Below are 19,660 nucleotides of genomic sequence, written 5' to 3'. Positions count from 1 at the left end.
AGTTATCGTCACTTTTGCCCATTCTGGCCTCACCTATTGATCGTCGGTGTGTGGCTTGTGCACGGTTTTTTGCCTAGGCTGTGCGGGATTGAATGAGGGTTCCCATGGCTTTCCGATTCTGGGCTACGTTGTTGTTTTTCTGTCTTGCATCCGGTGTTGTTGCTGACAGCACCACCTTGCAGGCTCTGCGAGCGGACCTGGCCAGCGGGTCGCTCAAGCCGGTGCTGGCCAGGCAGGCGCTTATACCCATTCCCGACCAGCAGATTGCCCGATGGGTACAGGACGTTAACATCGAGCAATTTGCCATCACCGGATTCAATGAAAACCGGGCACGTTTTGCCGCCCGTGTCAGGCTGCATTTTGCTGACGGGGCCATTGGTTTTTTGCGGCTGGAGGGCGAGCCGGGCGAAGACTATCGGCTGACCGAATGGTACGACTATAGCAGTGGCCTGCAGTTGAGTGATCTGATTGCCTACGGCGCCAGGTTTAACAGCGGACAGGGCAAGGCATTCTTGGCAATGCTGCAGAACCGACCGGGCTCCCCGGAACTGGCATCCCTGGCAGCAGGACGCCCTGTCCTGCAAGCGTTATGGCTCGCACAATGCAGTGACAAGCCTTGTGAAGATCAGGCCCTGGCGGCCCAGGAGCCCACCAATAAACCGGCTTTGTGGCAGCTTGAGAAACCCCTGGCTTCCGATCAGGATCATTACCGGCAGATCAGCAAGCAACTCCATGACGCACTCGGCGATGATCCCTATCTGTGGTGGCTCAAGGGGCAGCTGGCGTTGCTTCAGCAGCGATGTGAATGGGTGCAGGCCGATCTGGAGCAGGCCTGGCAACGGCACCCGGAACATCGGTTGCTGGCTGATGTGGCGCTGCAATGTTATCTGGCTGTGGAGCAGGGCGGGACAGAGTTTCTCGATCAGCTTTCGGTCGCTTTGGGTGCCGACACCGTGTCGGCTGCCATCGGGAATTATTACCAACAGCAGGGTGCCCCGGTGCCCGCTATCTACCAACCCTGGACGGTACCGGGAGAAAACTGACATGCGTGTTTCCGACCTGGCCCGCAAGACGGGAACCACCACCGAAACGGTCCGGCATTACACCGACATTGGCTTGCTGCAACCGGTCAGGGACCCGAATAACGGCTATCGGCATTACAGAAATACGGATTTACGATTGTTGCGGTTTGCCCTGAAGGCACGATCTCTGGGATTTACCCTCGCTGATATCCAGGCTCTTGCTGATGCGTCCCGACATGGAGAGACGCCTTGTGGTCAGGTACGTACGTTGATTGAAAGCCGACTGCAACAAGTGGAAGACCGCATTGCCGAGTTGCAATCACTGAGCCAGCGGATGCGCACGGCCATGGCCGAATGGCAAACCACTCCCGACCAGCGTCTTGACGATGGTCGGGTCTGCGGTCTGATCGACACCTTTGTGGATGACGCCGGGGCAGGCGCGTAGATCAGTCTTTCTTGCCGGCCTTGTCGGCCCCTTTCTGCTTGTCTGCGGCCACTTTTTCCGCGGCCGCTTCAGCGCGAGCTTCGGTGCGGGCCTCTTCCTTGGCGGCATCTTCCTTGATCAGGCCAAGCACGTGCCAACCTGCCTTGGGCGCTGGCTGACTTTCCTCGCTGAACACATAAATGCGATCACGGGTATCAATGGCAAACAGGGGCCATACCCGGCGGTGGGGGGTTTGCAGGTAGGTGTTGAAATCGAACTCTTCAGTGAGCCGGGTCTTGCGGATTTCTGCGCCCTGGCTCAGCAGGCTGGCCAGGCGTGCATAGGTCATTTCCGCACCGAACAGGGTAGCACCACGGTGTTCAGGGGCCACTTCATGCTTCACTTCCTTATCGCTGCGCTGGGTGGGCAAACTGAAGATATTCGGCTCGCCGAACTCCAGTCGATAGCGCATGGTGGCCATGGTGTTCAGCTCCCGGCGTGGGCTCAGGCCCAGCAACTTTCCGTAGCCCACCAGATCCATGTATTGGTCAGCATGCTGGGATACCGGATTGCCATAAAAGGTGCTCAGACCTTCCATGCGGGCAAGGCGAATGGACTCCCAGCTGGAATCGGTAACCATCACTGAGAAATGGTTTTTCTGCAGGGCAGCGCCAATGGCTCGGGCGACCGGGTTGGCTCCAACGATCAGGAAGCCTCGCGGTGCCGGTTCGGCGACTTTGAGCAAGCGTGCCAGGGGGCGCGCTGTCAGGCTTTGCAGCGCCACCGTGCCAATGATGACCATGAATGTCAGGGGTACCAGCATCTCCGCACCGGCCACGCCGTTTTGCAGCAAGCGTTCGGCAAACAGGGCGGAGATAGCGGCAGCAACGATGCCGCGGGGAGCAATCCAGGCGAGCAGGGATTTCTCCCGCCAGTTCAGATTGGAACCAAGCGTTGCCACCAGCACCGAGGCAGGGCGAGCCACCAGTTGAATAATCGCCAACAGAGCCAGTGCCATCAGGCCCAGTTGCTCCAACTCCTGCATTTCCAGACGCGCGGCCAGCACAATAAAGAGCCCTGAGATCAGAATGACCGACAGGTTTTCCTTGAAGTGGAGAATGTCGTTGGTGCGAACCCCTTTCAGGTTGGCTAGCACGATGCCGGTGGCAGTGACGGCCACCAGCCCGGATTCTTCACTGAGCGCGTTGGCCAGCACGAATTCGCCGATCACCAGTGACAGCACCAGGAAGCTGCGCAGATATTCCGGAACCAGATGTCGCCGCAGCAGTGCCGCCAGCCCCATGGCAACAATCACCCCGATCGCAGTGCCCACGGTGATAGTCTGGATGAACAGCCACAGGGTGTGGAGCAGGGCGCCTTCCTGGCCACTGGCTACTACCAACTCATAGGCCAGTACGGCAAAGATGGCGCCCAGTGGATCAATGACGATGCCTTCCCAGCGTAGCAGACGGGCCACGCTGCTGACCGGGCGTACGCTGCGCAACAGCGGCACGATCACGGTGGGTCCGGTGACCACGACGAGTGCGCCGAACAGCAGGGCCAGATCAAACGACAGTTTCAATAGCCACCAAGCGGAAATGGCAACAATGGACCAGGTAACCAGTGCCCCCCAGGTAACCAGACGACGCACGGTTTTCTCAAGACCGCGGATTTCGTCAAAACGAAGGGTCATGGCCCCTTCGAAGAGAATGATGGAAACCGCCAGCGACACGCCGGGAAGGAGCAAGTCGCCCAGCAATTCTTTGGGCTGAAGCACGCCGGTCAGTGGCCCCAGAGCCAGACCTGTCAGCAGAAGCGGGAGAATGGCAGGGAGTTTGATGCGCCAGGAAACCCACTGGCAGAGGAAGGCCACAACGGTAATGATGGCCAATTGGTAAGCGATCTCTAAATCCATGCAGTTCCCGTATGGTAATGACGGCAGGTTGGGCAGGCAGTGTTGTTAGCAGAACCTATGGAGCCAGTTGCCATATGCAGTTGCAAAAAGTCTGCGATGCATTTGTGCCGGTCCGTTGGCAGTCATGTCATCGCTGTATCCATCTCGGTTTTCAAGCCCCAGTGGTGAGACTGTTGCCACACCTACCAAAGCGGGTAATGGTCACAGGACAGCCCGGTGGCCGCAACCCGTTTTTCACAAGCATGCTTGAATCTGGTTCATAAAATCACTGAACCTCGCTTTGACATGCGGTACCATCGCGCTCTGACAGCCTGACTGGACATTCCATGCAAAGCCGAATTTCCCCGCGCCGACTGGCACTCCTGCTCGGCACTCTGGTTGCCCTGGGGCCGCTGGCCATTGACACCTATCTTCCCGCATTACTCGCCATGTCCGAACATTTCGCCGTGCCGATCCATGATGTGGAGATCTCGGTAAGCGTTTATGTGCTGGGTGTGGCGCTGGGCCAGTGGTTGGGCGGCCCGTTATCGGATCATTTCGGGCGAAAGCCGGTGGCTTACACAGGCTTGTTGCTGTTTATCAGCTCGAGTCTGTTGATTCCCTTCAGTGCGGATATTGAGGTGCTGTATGGGCTGCGTTTTCTGCAGGCAGTGGGCGGGGGCGCGTCGGTGGTGATTGCAGCCGCTTCGGTCCGGGATCATTTTACCGGCCAGCAGGCAGCCAGCGTGCTGACAAGTATCGGCCTGGTGATGTTGATCGCGCCGCTGCTGGCCCCGGCAGTGGGCGTGGCATTGCTCAATCTGGCCGGTTGGCAGAGCATTTTCTTCATGCTGGCAGGCTATGGTGCAATGCTGATGTTGCTGGTGCGTTTTCCGCTGCCCACGGTGCCTCCGAGTGAGGACAATGAAACCCTGTGGCATCGTTTGTTTCATGCCTATGGGCGAGTGCTGCGTAATCGCCCAGCCATGGGCTTTATTCTTGCCAACGGGCTGGCATTTTCCGCCCTGTTCGTCTTCATTACCGATGCTGCCTTCCTGTACATGGATTATTTCGGTATCAGCCCGGAGCAATTCCCACTTTTTTTCGGGGCTAACGTGGTGACCATGCTCGGGCTGAACCGGTTGAATGTGGTCTTGCTACGCCGCTATGCCAGTGCCGATATCATGCGCGCGGGCTTGATCCTGCAGGCTCTGGCGGGGGTAGCATTGTTGGTGCTGACGCTGACAGACTATCTTGTGCTGTGGGCCGTGGTGCCATTGATCATGGTGACGGCGGGCATGGTGGCGTTGGTGATACCCAACGGCATTGCCAGTTTTCTCAGTCTGTTCGATCGCGATAGCGGGGCAGCGACCGGCCTGAATGGCACCCTGCAATTTCTGCTGGCTGGCCTGATTGGCACGGCATTGGGGGCCTGGCACGACGGCACACCAATACCGATGACCCTGCTTATGGCCGGTAGCAGCATTGCAGCGCTGATCGCTTTCCTGTGGCTGCGAAAAGGCGCGGAAGATCAGGTCTCGTAGAACATGCAGGGTGCACTGAGCCTAAGGCGAACTGCACCAATATGACGCCGGGGCGGTCCAGCAACCGTAGGGTGGATTAGCCTAAGGCGTAATCCACAAGATTCACCAACCAGACTCCGGATCTCAGGATGGTGGTGGATTACGCCTGAGGCTAATCCACCCTACGAGGTCTGCCCGCCCCCGCGTGCATTGCAAGTGCAGTCAGGCTTTCCCTCCACGAGGGACAGGCTGCAGTGGTGGTGCTATCTGGGCAGTCAGCACCAGTAGCAAGGTGACAACCCAGGGCAGCAGCAGCCAGAGACTCAACGGCAATTGCCCATCGAACAGCTTTTGCCCCAAAGGAAACAGTGCGGCAAAGTGAATCAGGTTGGCCAGTAGTGCGGCGCCACCGATCAGGAACAGGGCCTGCAGGGCCGCAGTGCGACGTAACAGGCGCTGACGGGCGCCGATCACTACCAGCAAGCGGTTGTCCTTGCGCATCTGATTCGCGGTGGCCAGCAGGGCTGCTGCCAGCACCAGCAGGGCCGCCAGCATCAGCAGCAAGCCCACGAAGAAGGCTGCACGACTGGCCTGGGCAACAATCTCTTCCAGAGTGGCAAGGATGGCATTCACATCCAGCAGGCTGATCTGCGGAAACTGTTGTACCAGACTGCCCAGCTCCTTGCTCTTCTCGGGGGGCAGATAAAAACTGGTTATCCAGGTCCGGCTCTGGGTGTCCAGAGTGCCGGGGGAGAACATGAAATAGAAGTTGGGAGCGAAGCTTTCCCAGTCCACCTCCCGCAAGCCGACAATCTCCGCCTCAATGGGCGAGGCGGCCCCGGTGAAGGTCAGCTGGTCACCCAGTTTGAGTCCCAGGGATTCCGCCAGCTCACTTTCCACGGTCACCTCACCGGGCCGCTCGATCCAGCGGCCTTCCAGCATGACGTTACTGTCGGGCAAGGCATCCGCTTCGGTCAGTGACAGGTCCCGGTTTAATGCCCGCTCTGCCCGGTCCTCTTCTTTGGTGACCGCTTCTCGCACCGGTTCGCCGTTAATGGCGGTGAGCCGGGCACGCACCACCGGGTAGAGAGGCTGACTGTCGCTGTTGTGCTGGGCCAGCCAGTCATTGAAAGGCGCCAGATCCTGATCAAACAGGTTGATGACAAAATAGTTGGGGGCATTTTCGGGCAGGGTAGAGCGCCAGTCGCTCAGCAGTTGCCGGCCGGTCTGGATGGACATGGATAGCACCGCCAGTGACACCACCAGTGCCGCCAGCAGGGGCAGGGTAGTGGCCTTGCGCCGGCTAAGGCGCCGCAGGGCCAGGCGCGCTGCCAACGGCATCCTGCCGCTGGCCCGGTCCAGCAGTGACACCAGTGGCCACAGCAGTAGCGGCAGTCCCACCGCGATGGCAAAGGTAAGCAGCAACAGCGGCCACAGGCTGGCCAGTGAACCACTCATCAGGGCTGCAATGGGAATCGGCGTGAGCAGGGCGATCAGCAGAGTCCAGCGCTGGCGGCCGGGTTGGCTGTCGCGCTGTTGCAGCAAGGCGGTGGCAGGCAGGCCAAGGTGCGCCCACAGCGTCGGTGCGGCAAATCCTAGCCACAGCAGCACCGGGCCAATCAGCCCCAGCAGCGGAGCGGAGACGGGAAAGGCCATACCACCTCCCATCAGTGCGATCAGATAAATGCCCAACGCACTGGCCAAGGCGATGCCGGCGAGGGTAGGAATCAGCAGTGCCATGGCGTCACCGCCCAGCAAGCGACGGACAATGGCTGCCTGGCTGGCGCCCACGGTTTTCATAACTGCACAGAGCGTTTGCTGGTGCCGGGCACGGTGGCTGGACGTCAGGTAGATGGCCGCGGCACACAGAAGCACCACCAGCATTACTGCCAGTTGCGACCACAGGAAAAGCTGCTCTACTGGCCCACGGCTGCGCAACTCGGTATTGGCAACGGTTTCGAGTTCCTGGTCCGGGCGCAGCCCGGGAGTCAGGCGGGATTCCAGCTGCTGGCGAGCGGCATCGTCGGCGGCTACCAGTACGTTATGCCGGTAGCGGCTGCCTTCACCGAGTACGCCGGCGCTTTGCAGATCATCAAGATGGATTAGGGCGCGGGGGTTCATGCTGTAGAAGCCCGCCTGTTGATCGGGCTCCTGAACGATGACCTTGTCGATCAGCAGGCTACGCTCGCCCAGGGTTATGAACTCGCCGGTCTGCAAACCCAGGCGATCGAGCCCGGTGCCGGCAATCCACACATGGCCCGGCTCCGGCCCATGATCCACCGGATAGGGATCCGCAAAACGGCTGTCACTGATCTGGATCTCGCCATAGAGCGGGAACCCGGCAGAAACTGCGCGGATGCTGGCCAGCAGGAAGCTCTCGTCGTTAACCAGCACGCTGGAAAATTCCACGCTTTCGGTATGGCGAGTGCCGGCCAATTGCTCCAGCTGTTCTGGCTCCGGGAAGCGGGTGCCTTCCAGAATCAGGTCCGCGCCCAGAGCCACGGCGGTACGCTGGTTGAATCGTTGGTCCACGGTGTCACGCAGAATCAACATGGCGGTCATGGCAAAAGCGGCGACCAGGACCGCCAGTGCCTGAACGCGGAATGCGGGGGAGCGCCAGGCCTTAATCACCAAGACGGCCCTCCACCAGTGACATGGAGCGGCTGCAACGCTGGGCCAGGGTCTGGTCGTGGGTCACCAGAACCAGGGCGGTGCCCTGTTCCTGGTTCAGGGAAAACAGCAGGTCTGCCACGTGCTCGCCGTTGGCGTAATCCAGGCTGCCGGTGGGTTCATCAGCAAATAGCAGCGAAGGGGCTACCGCGAAAGCGCGGGCCAGGGCAACGCGCTGCTGTTCACCGCCAGACAGTTGGGCCGGGAAATGGTGGCAACGTTTGCCCAGCCCGACCTGGTCCAGCCAGTGCCGGGCGGTGTCGCGGGGCTTGCCACGGCCAAGGATTTCCAGTGGTAGCATCACGTTTTCCTGGGCGGTGAGATCCGCCACCAGCTGAAAATGCTGGAACACGAAACCGCATTGTTCGCCACGCAGGCGGGCCCGTTGATCCTCGCTGCCACTGCTGAAGGACGTGCCTCCCAGCAGTACCTCGCCACTGGTGGGCACATCCAGCCCGGCCAGAAGGGACAATAGGGTGGATTTTCCGGAACCAGACGGCCCGGTAATGGCCAGACTGTCACCGGCATTCACTTCCAGCGTGATATCCTGCAACAGATCCAGCCCGCCCTCTGGCCCCTGTACACGTTTGCCAAGGTTTCGGGCGCTTAATACGGGAGATTGTGACTTCATGATTCGGCTTCTTTTAATGGCAATTCTGGCAATGGTGTCGCTGTCTGCGCAGGCCAGGGGTGTACTGGTTCTGGGCGATAGTATCAGTGCCGCCTACGGGATTGAAAAATCCGCAGGCTGGGTCGCCCTGTTGGAGAAAGAACTGGAACAGCGCTGCCGTGATTTCCCCGTGATCAATGCGTCGGTCAGTGGCGAAACCACTGCCGGCGGCAATAGTCGGTTACAGGCATTGCTGGACGAGCATTCGCCGCACATCGTTATCATTGAGCTGGGCGGCAATGATGGCCTGCGTGGCCTGTCCCCTTTGGCCATGGCCAGAAACCTGAGCCAGATGATCGAAAAAAGCCGCGCTGCCGATGCCTCGCCGGTATTGCTTGGCATGCGTATTCCCCCCAATTACGGACAACAGTATACCCGTCTGTTCGAACAGCAGTTCCGTCAGGTATCTGACGACAAACAGGTACCGTTGTTCCCGTTTTTTCTTGAAGGCGTCGTAGCGCAGGGCTGGATGCAGAAAGATGGCATTCATCCTACCGAGCAGGCCCAGCCCTTGCTGAAGCGCCATGCCTCCACGGTGCTTGAGCCCCTGTTGCCAGAGCAGTGCGGCAAGAGGAAAGGAGGCGACGATGTTTGAGCTGACGCCGCCCTGGCAGGATGTACTGAATTACTGGTTTGAAGATGGCTTGAGCCAGGATTGGCCGCAGCCATCTGTGACGCGAAAATGGTTTCGTGCCAGTGCCGGAGATGATGCGGAGATTGAGCATCGCTTCGGCGTTTATGTGGAGGCGGCGATACAGCAGGAACTGGTGGACTGGGAGCGCCAGCCCCAGTCACGGCTGGCATTGATTCTGTTGCTGGACCAGTTCACCCGCCATATCTACCGTGGCCAGTCCCAGGCCTTTGCCGGCGATCACCGGGCGGCAACCCTGGCGGTGGAGGGTGTTTCCAGGCAGATGCACAGCAAGTTGCCCCTGTGCGGCCAGGTGTTTTTCCTGATGCCACTGATGCATGCCGAGGATGAAGATCTGCAGGGTCTCTGCCTGAACAGCATGACGGACTTGCTGGAGCGCGCACCCGCTTCCTGTCGCGATTCAGTGCGCAGCAGCGTCAATGCCGCCAGGCAGCATCGGGATCTGATTGGCCGCTTCGGGCGCTTCCCCCATCGCAACAAGGCGCTGGGGCGGGAAAGCACGGCCGAAGAGCTCGCCTATCTGGAAAAATCAGGTGGTTTCGGACAGTAATTGGAAACGCCATGCAGGAGCCATGCTTGCATGGCGAATAACGGCGGCTAGCAGATTCGCCATGCGTGCATGGCTCCTGCTAGGGGTCAAGTCCGGGACTTCTTGCGGATATAGAGGGTCTTGTTGATTTGTGCCACGGTCTCGCCGTCATCATTGACGATGGTCACCGGCCAGCAGGGCAGGTATTTGTCGCCATCAGCGGTATGTCGCTGGATATCGTCCAGCATGGCATCGGTTAGCTGGAAACGGGCATGGACCCGTCCCGTGCCGGGTTTGATGAAATCGATCTCGGCGGCCTTGTCCCAGACAATGTAGTCCCGGCCCAGCACGTTCATGACCATGAGCATGTAGAACGGGTCCACCATGGAATAGAGGCTGCCGCCGAAATGGGTGCCCACGTAATTACGGTTGTACCAGTGCAATCCCATGGACACCTTCAATTCACGGAAATCTTCCGCCAGATAATCCACCCGCACGCCGGCCCCGAGATAGGGGCCGTAAAGGTTGAGAAACCAGCGCAATCCCCTTGGGGTTCTGGCAAAGCGAGTCAGAAAATTACTCACTTGCCGGGCTCCAGCACGGCCAGGGCCTGATGCAGGCGATTACGCACGGCGGTACAGACGGGTTGATCGTGATCTTTGAGCAGGCGAGTCATTTCGTCCAGGGCGACAAACTGTTGCTGCTTCATGGCAGAGGGCAGTTTTTCCAGCTGCCACTGCAGACGCCGCTGTCGCTCGGCCTCCGGGCTGGGTACGCCGGCCAGGGCCTCGAAAGCGACCGCGAGGGTCAGGGATTCATCGCCGCACTCATTCACTTCACCCAGTGCTTCTACCTGCTGTTGCAGAGCCTGCCAGCGCTCCCACTCTGACTGACGATCCAGTCTTTCCCTGGCGCGACGGCGGAGCTGCTGGGCCTGGCGATTAAGGGACTGGGGCAGGGCGGCGCTGCTGAATTGCTCGAGCGCTTCCAGTGCTTCTTTCAAGGCGTGGGCGCTATCCCGAGAAAAAGGCGCATCAAGACGGCTTTCCAGCAGGATGACGGCATCCTGGGCTTCCCGTGAGCGGATTTCCTGTTCTGCTTTGCGTTCGGCGTGCTGACGATTGCGCTCGGCAAACAGGCTGTCCATGACCTTCTTGAACTGCTTCTGGTCGGCACGGTGCTGGGCCGGCGGCAGCCAGGGGGTGTCGCGCCACTGTTTTTGCAGTTGCTGGGCCTGCCGGGTGGCTTCGCCCACATCGTCAAGTTCGGCCAGTTTTTTTGCCTGAGTGATCAGGGCTTGCCGGGCGGTTTCCGCCTGATCGATATATTCCTTCAGCCTTTCATCCAGACCCGAGAGGATGGCAGAGAAGCGTTTCTGCACCTCACGAGCATCGGTGAAGCGCACTGGCTGGATCGCCTTCCAGTCTTTCGGGGCCTGTTGGCGGATCTGCCAGATGCCCTGCCAGTCGGCCCGGCTCCAGTCCTGGGCGGCAATAAACTGTTCCAGCTGTTCGCAAAGCTGACGGCGTTTTTCCAGGTTCTGCTGACGCAGGGCGTCTTGCTCAGCGAAATGAGCCCGGCAGGGCTCATAGGCACGATCGGAGGCGGCCTTGAAGCGATCCCACAGGGCCTGATCTTCGTCCTGGTCAGAGCTCATCAAGGCGCGCCATTCTTCATGGAGCGCCTGAATGGCGGAAGCCAGTTGTGGCGCATCCATGCTGCTATCGGCCAGAGCCTCCATATCTTCGCACAGCGAGACTTTCTTGGGCTCTGCGGCAAAGCGATGCCAGTCCTGCAATTCGGCACGGCGCGCTTCGAGCTTTTTCAACTGGCTGGCCAGGGCTGGGTCGCCTTGTTCCTCGATGATCGCCTGGGCCTTGTGCCAGAGACGATTGGCATGGCGCAGGTTGCCTTCCCGCAGCTCCCGCTTCAGTGCCACCAACAGGCCCTGATGGGGGCTTGGTGCGGGACGGCTGGAGCGCGACGCTGCCTTTTCCTTGCGGGGCTCCGTGGCAAGTGCGGTCAACAAGGGTGGTTTGGGATAGCCCGTCGGCCATTGTGCGGCCAGAGCGTTCAGCCGGGCGGGATCATCGCGGGCGTCCAGAATATCGACGGCCAGGTCCAGCATGCGCTCAAACGCACTCACCAGATCCTCGAAGGCCTGTCTGTCATTGTCCGGCGCCGGAGCCTGCTCATTGGCACTGTCCCAGCGGCGCTTCTGGGTGGACAGGGCAGAGCGCAACTCGCCCAGTTGGTCTTCCCAGGCCTGTGGGTCGCTCTGGTTAAGTAGTTGATACAGATTGTGCGCGGCGGCTTCCCGCTCGGCACGGGCGGTATCCGCCAGGGCCTGGCGGTGATTTTCTTCCTGCAGGGTGGCCAGTTGATGGCGGCATTGTTGCAGTGCTTGCTGAACCCGTTCCGCCAGGTCCGGTGTGGCCCGGCCGCGACTGTCTTGCCACTGCTGTTCCAGCTGTTCAAGCCGTGGGCCATAAAGGGCATCGACGGAACGGCGGGCATGTTGCTCCAGGCGATCTGCCAACTGGATTACGCGGGCGGACTCTGCCTCTTCCTGCTGCATTTTTTCCTGCAGGGCTTTTGCCTGCTCCCGGGCCAGCCGGGTAACCCGTTTGTCGCGGCCTTCTCGGCTCAGACGTTTCAGGAGGGAGAGGCTGCGAAGCTGTTGGGCGGCTTCCAGTCGCAGGGTTTCGGTCTTGCTTTCCAGCGCCAGCTCGAACAGCAGGTTGTCGTCATCCAGGCGCTCGATGGCGGCCTGTTGGCACATTTCATCGGGGCTGTTGCGGGCAATAAAGGCCAGCGCTTCCCGATTGCCGGTCAGGCGTATCAGCCGCAGCCGGGTTTCGCTGTTGGGGGCGCCATCGGCAGTACCGGCCAGCAGTGCCATGATGCGCATGGAGGCGGCTTCACGCACCGAGGGCTCTTCATCTCGCTGGTGGATTTCGTCCAGCAGGGAAAAGTCGTTAATCCTGCCGCTGGCGGCGGCCCGCACCAGGGAGTTGGAATCACCCCGGGCGAGGCGGGCCAGAGTGGCCTCGTCGTCGTTGGGGCAGAGTTGCTCCACGGCCTTGAGCCGCATGTCGGGATTGCTGTGCTGCCAGCGGGGTTTCAGAAATCGGCCAAACATAGAGTCTCGCCCGGGTGCTTCCCGGGTCCCTGTTTATTGTGGGCCGAAGCGTCGAATAAATCTGGCTTATTGGCCCATTTTTGAAGTCAGTAAGGCATCCTTTTCCGCCCAGAGCTCGCCAATCCATTGCTGGAATCGGGCGCGAAACTCCGGGTCCGATTCGTAGTCGCCCTCAGAGGCCCAGGCAGGGATAACGCGCTGTTGAACGATAACTTCGACTTCGTTCATGGCGCCGCCGAGATAGGCCAGCAGAGAGCGGGGTGCCTCCGGGGGGTAAATAATGGTCACATCAAGCAAATTTCGCAAATGCCCGGACATGGCATTCAAAGTAAAGGCCGCGCCGCCGGCTTTCGGTTTAAGCAGGTGGCGGTAGGGGGGTTGCTGCTTGGCGTGCTTTTCCGGGGTGAAGCGGGTGCCCTCGAAAAAATTCATCACCGAGGTGGGAAAGTAGGCAAATTTCTCGCAAGCCTTGCGGGTGGTTTCCAAATCCTTGCCTTTCAGGGTCGGATCTTTCTCCAGTTCTGCCTTGGTGAATCGCTTCATGAAGGGGAAATCCAGTGCCCACCAGGCCAGCCCAAGGATCGGTACCTTGATCAGTTCCTGCTTGAGGAAAAACTTCAGGAACGGAATGCGGCGGTTGGAAATGTGCTGCAGCACGAGAATGTCAGCCCAGGATTGGTGGTTACAGGTAACCAGGTACCACTGATCCCGGTCCAGGTTGTCCATGCCGGTGATGTTCCATCTTACCTGACTGGTCAGACCAATAATGGCGTTATTGAAGCCGATCCAGGTCTCGGCGATGAAGACCAGGATTTTCGACAATATCACCTGGGATTTTTCTCCACGCAGCACCAGCCTCAGCAGGGCAAAAAAGTAGAGCGGCAGGCAGAGAAGAAGGGTGTTAAGCAGGATGCCAAGCAGGGCCAGTACGCCACGGATCTTGTGCCAGATAGTCATAACTGTCGTCGTCAATACCAGGGTAAACACGCATGCTACCCAAAGGCCGCGGGCATGTCCCGTGTCCGTTTCGGTCATTTTTCCCGAAAATACAGGGGCTTGGTTTTTTCATAAAAAAGGCCATGCCGGCAGGGCATGGCCTTTATTCAGGGGTTGCGAGTGGGTGTCAGTTGGCCCAGCCACTGTTGCGTCGACGCCCCGACCGTGAGCGCATGATCATGCCTGCAACCAGGCCAAGCAGCAGGATGCCGACGCCGGTGATCCATTGCTGGGAGGTGTTGTTGTTGCGGAGCATGACGTTTTCGCCTTTCACCTGATCCAGCTCGGAACGAAGCAGGCTCAGTTCCTCATTGAGGCGGCGGTTGGCCTGGTCCAGACGAATCGGGTCAGAGGCCACGTCCTGCAGTTGCTCCAGCTCGTTGCTGCGGGCGCTGAGGGCATTTTTCAGTTCGGAGGACTGTTCGGAGAGCGCCTCGTGCTGCCCCTTGAGCTCAGCCAGCTGGGTGCGCAGCTTGGCGGCTTCTGCCTTGGCCTGTTCGCTGGCCTGGTTGGCACGCTCCAGCAAGATCTCGGCGGTTGGGCTCTGGCTCAGGTACTGCTTGCCGATGTAGCCCTCGATATCCTTGTAACGGATCTTCGCCCAGTCCCCGTCGAATCCGAGAAATTCAATGCGGGTACCGCTCGGGATACCCCGGTGGAGAATACGGCCAGAGGGGTTGGCAGATGAACGAATCGGCACATAAATGTTGTCATCCACCCAGGCAGTGGAGGCGACAGCCGTATGGCTGGCTACCATTATTGCCAGGAAACAAACCAGTCTTGCGAGCATGGGGGTCTTTACTCCTTCGTGTCAGGCCGCGCAGTCTAGAGAAGTCATCAGGGTTGCGGCGCTACCATAATCACATTTCGCGCTGTGGGCCGTGGTGTCTTTGTAAAAAATGGCAATCTGCCCGCTAACAGGTCAGGGCAGCACCTTCTTGAACGGTTTTACCGTGACGCCAGCGTAAACACCGGCAGCAATGTAGGGGTCGGCATCCGCCCACTGTTGGGCGGCTTCCAGCGAGGCAAATTCGGCCACGACCAATGAGCCGGTAAAGCCGGCCTCGCCGGGATCGTTGCTGTCCATGGCCGGGTGCGGGCCGGCCAGAATCAATCGCCCCTGTTCTTTGAGGGTTTCCAGCCGGGCCAGATGGTCTGCCCTGGCCTGTTTGCGCAAGGGAAGGGAGTTGGCCACGTCCTCACTGATAATCGCGTACAGCATGGTTTCGCTCTTTGTTCAGGGTTAACGGTGGTGTGCGGCCATGATCTCTTCCAGCTTCAGGCCGGTGAGTTTGCCGATGCGGCGAAACAGAAAGACCATGGCCAGAATCAGTACAATCATGGAGGGCACGACAATAACCGGGTAGCTCAGGGCTGTCATCTTGCCCAGCTCGGCATTGAAGGCCTCACTGCCCGGCGGGCTGGTCAGGATAATCCTGGCCAGCACGTAGTTGAGTACCGAAGACAGGAAAAATGAGGCCGCGACCATCCAGGAAGCCTGCTTGAGGGTTCGCTCGAAGGCGCTGAGATTATTGTTATCTTCCAGTCGGGCGGCAATTTTGTCGGTATCCAGCACCTTGTCGTTATAGAGAAAGGTTTTTACCAGCGGCCAGCGGGTGCGCAGGGAAACCACGGTCGCGACGCCCAGCAGTGCGGGGATAGCGGCTTCTTTCATGGCAATGTACTTGGCGTCCAGCTCCATCAGGCTGATGCCGCCAGTCAGCAGAATGCTGACGATACCCAGACCTGAGAAGAAATTGGCCTTGCCGTTCTGCAGCAAGTCCCGCAGGCCGTAGAGCAGGGGGAAGGCCAGCGCCACCACGATGGCCCACTTGGTGCCAAGCCAGTCATCCCCGGAGAGTTTGGCCAGGATCAGGGCGGGGATGATGATATTGATCAACAGGTTGGCCAGCAGGCTTTCCTGTTTCGGTGGCGTGGCGCTGGCAGGCTTGCCACGCTGTTCCGGGGTGTCGCTGTCGCTCATTGAGTATTCCGTTTGATCGGTTAGGGTAACCTGGCGCCTTTAAAGATGCCGGTGCCGGGCACAAAAATGCTACCCTGCGCCTTGATTCCCGTCGTCAGCCTGCCGGAGCGGGCCCGTTTGGCGGATGTGGAGTCACTGCAGACACATCGAGAACCTTGAGAGGATCTGGCTATCTCCTGTAACCACACAATCGACCTGCACAGTCACAGTACTGCGTCCGACGGTATTCTAAGCCCTGCAGCGCTGGTGTCGAGGGCTGCGGACTACGGAGTGACCTGTCTGGCGTTGACGGACCACGATACCCTAGCTGGGCTGCCGGAGGCTGGCGAGGCTGCCCGGCAGCACGAGATCAGCCTGGTGAACGGTATCGAGCTGTCTGTGCGCCACGAAAACCGCGAGTACCATGTGCTGGGGCTATGGCTGGACACGGACTGTGGGCAGCTGCAGGAAAGGGTGGCCGCCCAGCAAGCGGCACGGGTTAATCGTGCCCGGGAGATCGGCCGCCGCCTGGACCGTGCCGCCACCCTCGCCAATAGCTATGAGCGCACCTGCGAACTGGCAGGCACTGACGCGCCAGGGCGCCCCCTGTTCGCCCGTTTTCTGGAAGAGGCGGGCAGGGTGCGCAACCAGCGCCATGCCTTCAACCGTTACCTCAAACAGGGCCAGTCGGCTTTTGTGGCCACCCCCTGGTGTACTCTTGATGAGGCGATTGCCGATATTCATGCCGCCGGCGGCTCGGCTGTACTGGCCCATCCCCAGGCCTACGGCATGACGCGCAAAAAGCTGCGCCAGTTTCTCGCCAGCTTCAAGGAAGCCGGCGGTGATGGCCTTGAAGTGGCCATGCCCGGGCTCTCCCCGCAACAGACTGCGTTGTTGGATGAGTGCTGGCAACACTTCGACCTGCAGGTATCCGCCGGCTCCGACTTTCACTCACCGGAGCAGAAATGGCTGGCACTGGGTCGGCTGCCCCCAGTGCCGAGCGGCGCCAGGCCGGTTTGGGAAGGGCGGCTGGCTTGAGTTAACAGTTAATAGTGAACAGTTAACAGCTAAAACAAAGACTTATCGCTGCTTGTTAAAGTTCACTGTTAGCATGTGGCATTACCTAAATTTGGAACTGCTCTTCGGCCGAAAATGAACTCCTTCGGGGTTTTCCGCTGTTCACTATTAATTATTCACTGTTAACTGCTTATTTATGACCGAAATCCTCTACATCCATCCTGAAACCCCCCAGCCGCGCCTTATCCGGCAGGCTGTAGACGTGATTCGCAACGGCGGGCTGATTGCCTACCCGACGGATACTACCTATGCACTGGGCTGTGGCATTGGCGAGAAAAATGCCCTGGATCGCTTGATCCGCCTGCGGCAGCTGGACAAGAAACACCAGTTCACCCTGCTGTGTCACGACCTCTCAGCGCTGGCGATCTATGCCAAGGTGGAAAATCCGGATTACCGTCTACTCAAGTCCCACACTCCGGGCCCCTATACCTTTATCCTCAAGGGCACTACCGAGGTGCCCCGGCGGTTGATGGATCCGAAGAAGCGCAATATCGGTATTCGCGTGCCCGATCATCCTATCTGTCAGGCGCTGCTGGCCGAGCATGGCGAGCCGATCATGACGTCCACCTGCCATCTACCCAACGACGAATTCCCGCTCACCGACCCCCAGGATGTTCGGGATTTCCTTCAGGGGCAGGTGGATCTTGTTATTGATGGCGGCTTCTGCGGTGTTACCGAAACCACCGTGATATCCCTGGCTGACGGCGATGGCCCGGAAGTAGTGCGCGAAGGGGCTGGGCCGGTGGACAGTATTTACTAATGTTCACTGTTGCTGGTTATCTTTTGCCCAGAGTGCTGCAAAGGACCCGCTTGCCACTGTCCCTGATGCCCCGGTTCACCGTATAATCGCGGGCTTTCCTCCGTGCCGAGCCAAAGGCGGCGTACGGATAGTCGGGTTTGTTAAGGAGTAGGCTTTGAGTTCCGTGGTTCCCTCCCAGCGAGTTGTTTCCGGCATGCGCGCCACCGGCCGCCTGCATCTGGGGCATTACCATGGCGTGCTGAAGAACTGGGCGCGTCTGCAGCACGAGTACGAGTGCTTTTTCTTTGTGGCAGACTGGCACGGCCTCACCACTGAATACGAAAACCCGCACAAGATCGAACAGCACGTCTGGGATCTGGTGATCGACTGGCTGGCCGCTGGTGTGAACCCGGGCTCGGCCACCCTGTTTATCCAGAGTCAGGTGCCCGAGCATGCGGAGCTTCATCTGCTGCTGTCCATGATGACCCCGTTGTCCTGGCTGGAACGGGTGCCCACCTACAAGGATCAGCAGGAAAAGCTGCGCGAGAAAGACCTCAGCACCTATGGTTTTCTGGGCTATCCGCTGCTGCAATCCGCCGACATTCTGGCTTACCGGGCCGGTCAGGTACCGGTAGGCGCCGATCAGGTGGCCCATGTTGAGCTCACCCGGGAAGTGGCGCGCCGCTTCAATCACCTTTATGGCCGTGAGCCGGGTTTCGAGGAAGCGGTGGATGCGGCCATCAAGAAAATGGGCAAGAAGCAGGCAAAGGTGTACCTGAACCACCGCCGTCAGTACCAGGAGAAAGGTGATGAAACCTCCCTGGAAACCGCGCGTGCTCTGGTGGAAAGTCAGCAGAACATCACCCTTGGAGACAAGGAGCGATTGATGGGCGACCTGGAAGGCGGCGGCAAGGTGATCCTGCCCGAGCCCCAGGCACTGTTGACACCGGCCTCCAAAATGCCGGGGCTGGATGGGCAGAAAATGTCCAAGTCCTACGGCAACTTCATCACCATGCGTGAGGAAGAGGCGGATATCGACAGCAAGATCCGCCGCATGCCCACGGACCCGGCCCGGGTTCGCCGCACAGACCCGGGCAACCCGGATAACTGCCCGGTGTGGCAGTTCCACATGGTCTATTCCGATGACAACACCCGCCAGTGGGTGAAAGAGGGCTGCACCAGCGCCGGCATCGGCTGCCTGGACTGCAAGAAGCCTGTCATCGAGGCGGTTCAGGCAGAGCTGGAGCCGATCCGCAAGCGTGCCGAGGAGCACCTGCGCAACCCGGATCTGGTTCGCACCCTGGTCGCCGAAGGTTGCGAGGAAGCCCGCGAGGCGGCCCGCGCCACCCTGGAAGAAGTCCGTGCCGCCATGGGGCTCAATTACCGCTGAGGCGCACCAGCGCACTCGGGAGAGAGACATGACTGAACCGGCAGAACCTACAGTCACACCCGTCATGAAGCCGCTGCATCCCAGCCAGGCGGAGATGCCCTTTGGCCTGATGTATGGCAAGGCCATCACCAAGCTGCCGGACGATCTGTACATTCCGCCGGATGCACTGGAAGTCTTCCTGGAGGCGTTCGAAGGCCCGCTGGATCTGCTGCTGTATCTGATCAAGCGCCAGAACCTGGACATTCTCGATATTCCGGTCTCCACCATTACTACCCAGTACATGGAATACGTGGAGCTGATGAAGGCGATGAACTTCGAGCTGGCGGCGGAATACCTGGTGATGGCCGCCATGCTGGGGGAGATCAAATCTCGCATGCTGCTTCCTCGTCAGAAAGACGACGAGGAAGACGAGGAACATGACCCGCGGGCAGAGCTGATTCGTCGCCTGCAGGAATACGAACGCTTCAAGCAGGCAGCAGAAGATATCGACGGGTTACCGCGACTGGAAAGAGACATCTTCCCGGCGGAGGCCAAGCGCCCGGAGTTTACCCGTGAAAAAGCCCAGCCAGACGTGGATATGCGTGAGCTGTTGCTGGCCCTGAAAGAAGTCATGCACCGGGCTGACATGTTCGAAAGTCACCAGGTGTCCCGGGAAAAGCTCTCTACCCGTGAGCGTATGGCCAACGTGCTGGACAAACTCAAGGGGCGGGATTTTGTGCCCTTCGTGGAGCTGTTCAATCCGGAAGAAGGCCGTCTCGGTGTGGTGGTGACGTTTCTGGCCACCCTGGAGCTGGTCAAGGGTAGCCTGATCGAGCTGGTACAGAACGGGCCTTTTGCCCCGATTCACGTGAAGGCGAAGACCCTGGTGCTGGAAGAATCCGATGTGCTGGCCCAGCTGGAGCTGGAAGACGAACCCGATGACGGCGTGGATGATGAAACCGATGCCCATGACGGAACCGAGGGGTAAGC

Annotated in this window: 18 protein-coding genes; 9 read left to right on the top strand and 9 right to left on the bottom strand. The window is 59.5% G+C overall.

The window, feature by feature from the left end; all coding sequences use genetic code 11:
• Positions 1–104 precede the first annotated feature (104 nt).
• Entirely contained in the window at positions 105–1,043 is a 939-nt protein-coding gene (locus KZ772_RS03370; RefSeq protein ID WP_290538457.1) for a hypothetical protein, read from the top strand.
• A gap of 1 nt (position 1,044) precedes the next feature.
• Entirely contained in the window at positions 1,045–1,467 is a 423-nt protein-coding gene (locus tag KZ772_RS03365) for a MerR family transcriptional regulator (RefSeq protein ID WP_290538456.1), read from the top strand.
• Between the two features lies 1 nt (position 1,468).
• On the opposite strand, the gene KZ772_RS03360 is transcribed toward KZ772_RS03365, so the two are convergent.
• Positions 1,469–3,361, bottom strand: coding sequence for a sodium:proton antiporter (locus tag KZ772_RS03360; protein ID WP_290538455.1), 1,893 nt, complete (start codon positions 3,359–3,361; stop codon positions 1,469–1,471).
• A gap of 326 nt (positions 3,362–3,687) precedes the next feature.
• Between KZ772_RS03360 and KZ772_RS03355 the strand changes: the two genes are divergently transcribed.
• Positions 3,688–4,884, top strand: a complete 1,197-nt coding sequence (locus tag KZ772_RS03355; protein WP_290538454.1) for a multidrug effflux MFS transporter — start codon at positions 3,688–3,690, stop codon at positions 4,882–4,884.
• Between the two features lie 201 nt (positions 4,885–5,085).
• On the opposite strand, the gene KZ772_RS03350 is transcribed toward KZ772_RS03355, so the two are convergent.
• A complete protein-coding gene (locus KZ772_RS03350) occupies positions 5,086–7,494 on the bottom strand; it encodes an ABC transporter permease (protein ID WP_290538453.1) in 2,409 nt (802 codons plus the stop codon).
• Positions 7,487–8,164 (bottom strand): ATP-binding cassette domain-containing protein, encoded by a 678-nt coding sequence (locus tag KZ772_RS03345; protein ID WP_290538452.1) that lies wholly within the window; start codon positions 8,162–8,164, stop codon positions 7,487–7,489. The genes KZ772_RS03350 and KZ772_RS03345 overlap by 8 nt, the downstream gene beginning before the upstream one ends.
• Before the next feature lie 16 nt (positions 8,165–8,180).
• Here KZ772_RS03345 and KZ772_RS03340 point away from each other — a divergent pair, with 16 nt between their 5' ends.
• The gene (locus KZ772_RS03340; RefSeq protein WP_290538451.1) at positions 8,181–8,798 is read left to right on the top strand and encodes an arylesterase; all 618 of its coding nucleotides are present in this window, start codon (positions 8,181–8,183) and stop codon (positions 8,796–8,798) included.
• On the top strand, positions 8,791–9,405 hold the full coding sequence (locus KZ772_RS03335; protein WP_290538450.1) for a DUF924 family protein: 615 nt from the start codon (positions 8,791–8,793) through the stop codon (positions 9,403–9,405). Before KZ772_RS03340 ends, KZ772_RS03335 begins: the two co-directional genes overlap by 8 nt.
• An 86-nt stretch (positions 9,406–9,491) precedes the next feature.
• On the opposite strand, the gene KZ772_RS03330 is transcribed toward KZ772_RS03335, so the two are convergent.
• The 6 genes from KZ772_RS03330 to KZ772_RS03305 form a co-directional block, all read right to left on the bottom strand.
• Positions 9,492–9,968, bottom strand: a complete 477-nt coding sequence (locus tag KZ772_RS03330) for a DUF4442 domain-containing protein (RefSeq protein WP_290538449.1) — start codon at positions 9,966–9,968, stop codon at positions 9,492–9,494.
• The gene (locus KZ772_RS03325) at positions 9,965–12,526 is read right to left on the bottom strand and encodes a DUF349 domain-containing protein (protein WP_290538448.1); all 2,562 of its coding nucleotides are present in this window, start codon (positions 12,524–12,526) and stop codon (positions 9,965–9,967) included. Before KZ772_RS03325 ends, KZ772_RS03330 begins: the two co-directional genes overlap by 4 nt.
• A 66-nt stretch (positions 12,527–12,592) precedes the next feature.
• A complete protein-coding gene (locus KZ772_RS03320; RefSeq protein WP_290538447.1) occupies positions 12,593–13,483 on the bottom strand; it encodes an acyltransferase in 891 nt (296 codons plus the stop codon).
• A 166-nt stretch (positions 13,484–13,649) separates the two neighbouring features.
• Positions 13,650–14,312, bottom strand: a complete 663-nt coding sequence (locus KZ772_RS03315) for a TIGR04211 family SH3 domain-containing protein (RefSeq protein ID WP_290538446.1) — start codon at positions 14,310–14,312, stop codon at positions 13,650–13,652.
• A 132-nt stretch (positions 14,313–14,444) separates the two neighbouring features.
• The gene (locus tag KZ772_RS03310; RefSeq protein WP_290538445.1) at positions 14,445–14,744 is read right to left on the bottom strand and encodes a YciI family protein; all 300 of its coding nucleotides are present in this window, start codon (positions 14,742–14,744) and stop codon (positions 14,445–14,447) included.
• Between the two features lie 21 nt (positions 14,745–14,765).
• Positions 14,766–15,506 (bottom strand): VC0807 family protein, encoded by a 741-nt coding sequence (locus tag KZ772_RS03305; protein WP_290538444.1) that lies wholly within the window; start codon positions 15,504–15,506, stop codon positions 14,766–14,768.
• A 165-nt stretch (positions 15,507–15,671) separates the two neighbouring features.
• On the opposite strand from KZ772_RS03305, the gene KZ772_RS03300 reads away from it, so the two are divergent.
• From KZ772_RS03300 to KZ772_RS03285, 4 genes are all read left to right on the top strand, one after another.
• Positions 15,672–16,523, top strand: coding sequence for a PHP domain-containing protein (locus KZ772_RS03300; RefSeq protein ID WP_365871165.1), 852 nt, complete (start codon positions 15,672–15,674; stop codon positions 16,521–16,523).
• A 175-nt stretch (positions 16,524–16,698) separates the two neighbouring features.
• On the top strand, positions 16,699–17,322 hold the full coding sequence (locus KZ772_RS03295) for an L-threonylcarbamoyladenylate synthase (protein ID WP_063509324.1): 624 nt from the start codon (positions 16,699–16,701) through the stop codon (positions 17,320–17,322).
• Positions 17,323–17,476: 154 nt separating this feature from the next.
• Positions 17,477–18,691 (top strand): tryptophan--tRNA ligase, encoded by a 1,215-nt coding sequence (locus KZ772_RS03290; protein ID WP_290511296.1) that lies wholly within the window; start codon positions 17,477–17,479, stop codon positions 18,689–18,691.
• Positions 18,692–18,719: 28 nt separating this feature from the next.
• Positions 18,720–19,658 (top strand): ScpA family protein, encoded by a 939-nt coding sequence (locus KZ772_RS03285; RefSeq protein WP_303759842.1) that lies wholly within the window; start codon positions 18,720–18,722, stop codon positions 19,656–19,658.
• The last annotated feature ends 2 nt before the right edge of the window (positions 19,659–19,660 follow it).

This window comes from Alcanivorax sp., from assembly GCF_019431375.1.
Taxonomy (GTDB): domain Bacteria; phylum Pseudomonadota; class Gammaproteobacteria; order Pseudomonadales; family Alcanivoracaceae; genus Alcanivorax; species Alcanivorax jadensis_A.
The sequence above is the reverse complement of the archived record's forward strand: the minus strand, read 5'-3'. Positions and strand labels throughout refer to the sequence as shown.

Coding starts and splice junctions, on each gene's coding strand:
- KZ772_RS03295 (WP_063509324.1), top strand. CDS start 16,699: ATGACCGAAATCCTCTACATCCATCCTGAAACCCCCCAGCCGCGCCTT.
- KZ772_RS03345 (WP_290538452.1), bottom strand. CDS start 8,164: ATGAAGTCACAATCTCCCGTATTAAGCGCCCGAAACCTTGGCAAACGT.
- KZ772_RS03310 (WP_290538445.1), bottom strand. CDS start 14,744: ATGCTGTACGCGATTATCAGTGAGGACGTGGCCAACTCCCTTCCCTTG.
- KZ772_RS03335 (WP_290538450.1), top strand. CDS start 8,791: ATGTTTGAGCTGACGCCGCCCTGGCAGGATGTACTGAATTACTGGTTT.
- KZ772_RS03365 (WP_290538456.1), top strand. CDS start 1,045: ATGCGTGTTTCCGACCTGGCCCGCAAGACGGGAACCACCACCGAAACG.
- KZ772_RS03325 (WP_290538448.1), bottom strand. CDS start 12,526: ATGTTTGGCCGATTTCTGAAACCCCGCTGGCAGCACAGCAATCCCGAC.
- KZ772_RS03360 (WP_290538455.1), bottom strand. CDS start 3,361: ATGGATTTAGAGATCGCTTACCAATTGGCCATCATTACCGTTGTGGCC.
- KZ772_RS03370 (WP_290538457.1), top strand. CDS start 105: ATGGCTTTCCGATTCTGGGCTACGTTGTTGTTTTTCTGTCTTGCATCC.
- KZ772_RS03340 (WP_290538451.1), top strand. CDS start 8,181: ATGGCAATTCTGGCAATGGTGTCGCTGTCTGCGCAGGCCAGGGGTGTA.
- KZ772_RS03320 (WP_290538447.1), bottom strand. CDS start 13,483: ATGACTATCTGGCACAAGATCCGTGGCGTACTGGCCCTGCTTGGCATC.
- KZ772_RS03315 (WP_290538446.1), bottom strand. CDS start 14,312: ATGCTCGCAAGACTGGTTTGTTTCCTGGCAATAATGGTAGCCAGCCAT.
- KZ772_RS03305 (WP_290538444.1), bottom strand. CDS start 15,506: ATGAGCGACAGCGACACCCCGGAACAGCGTGGCAAGCCTGCCAGCGCC.
- KZ772_RS03355 (WP_290538454.1), top strand. CDS start 3,688: ATGCAAAGCCGAATTTCCCCGCGCCGACTGGCACTCCTGCTCGGCACT.
- KZ772_RS03285 (WP_303759842.1), top strand. CDS start 18,720: ATGACTGAACCGGCAGAACCTACAGTCACACCCGTCATGAAGCCGCTG.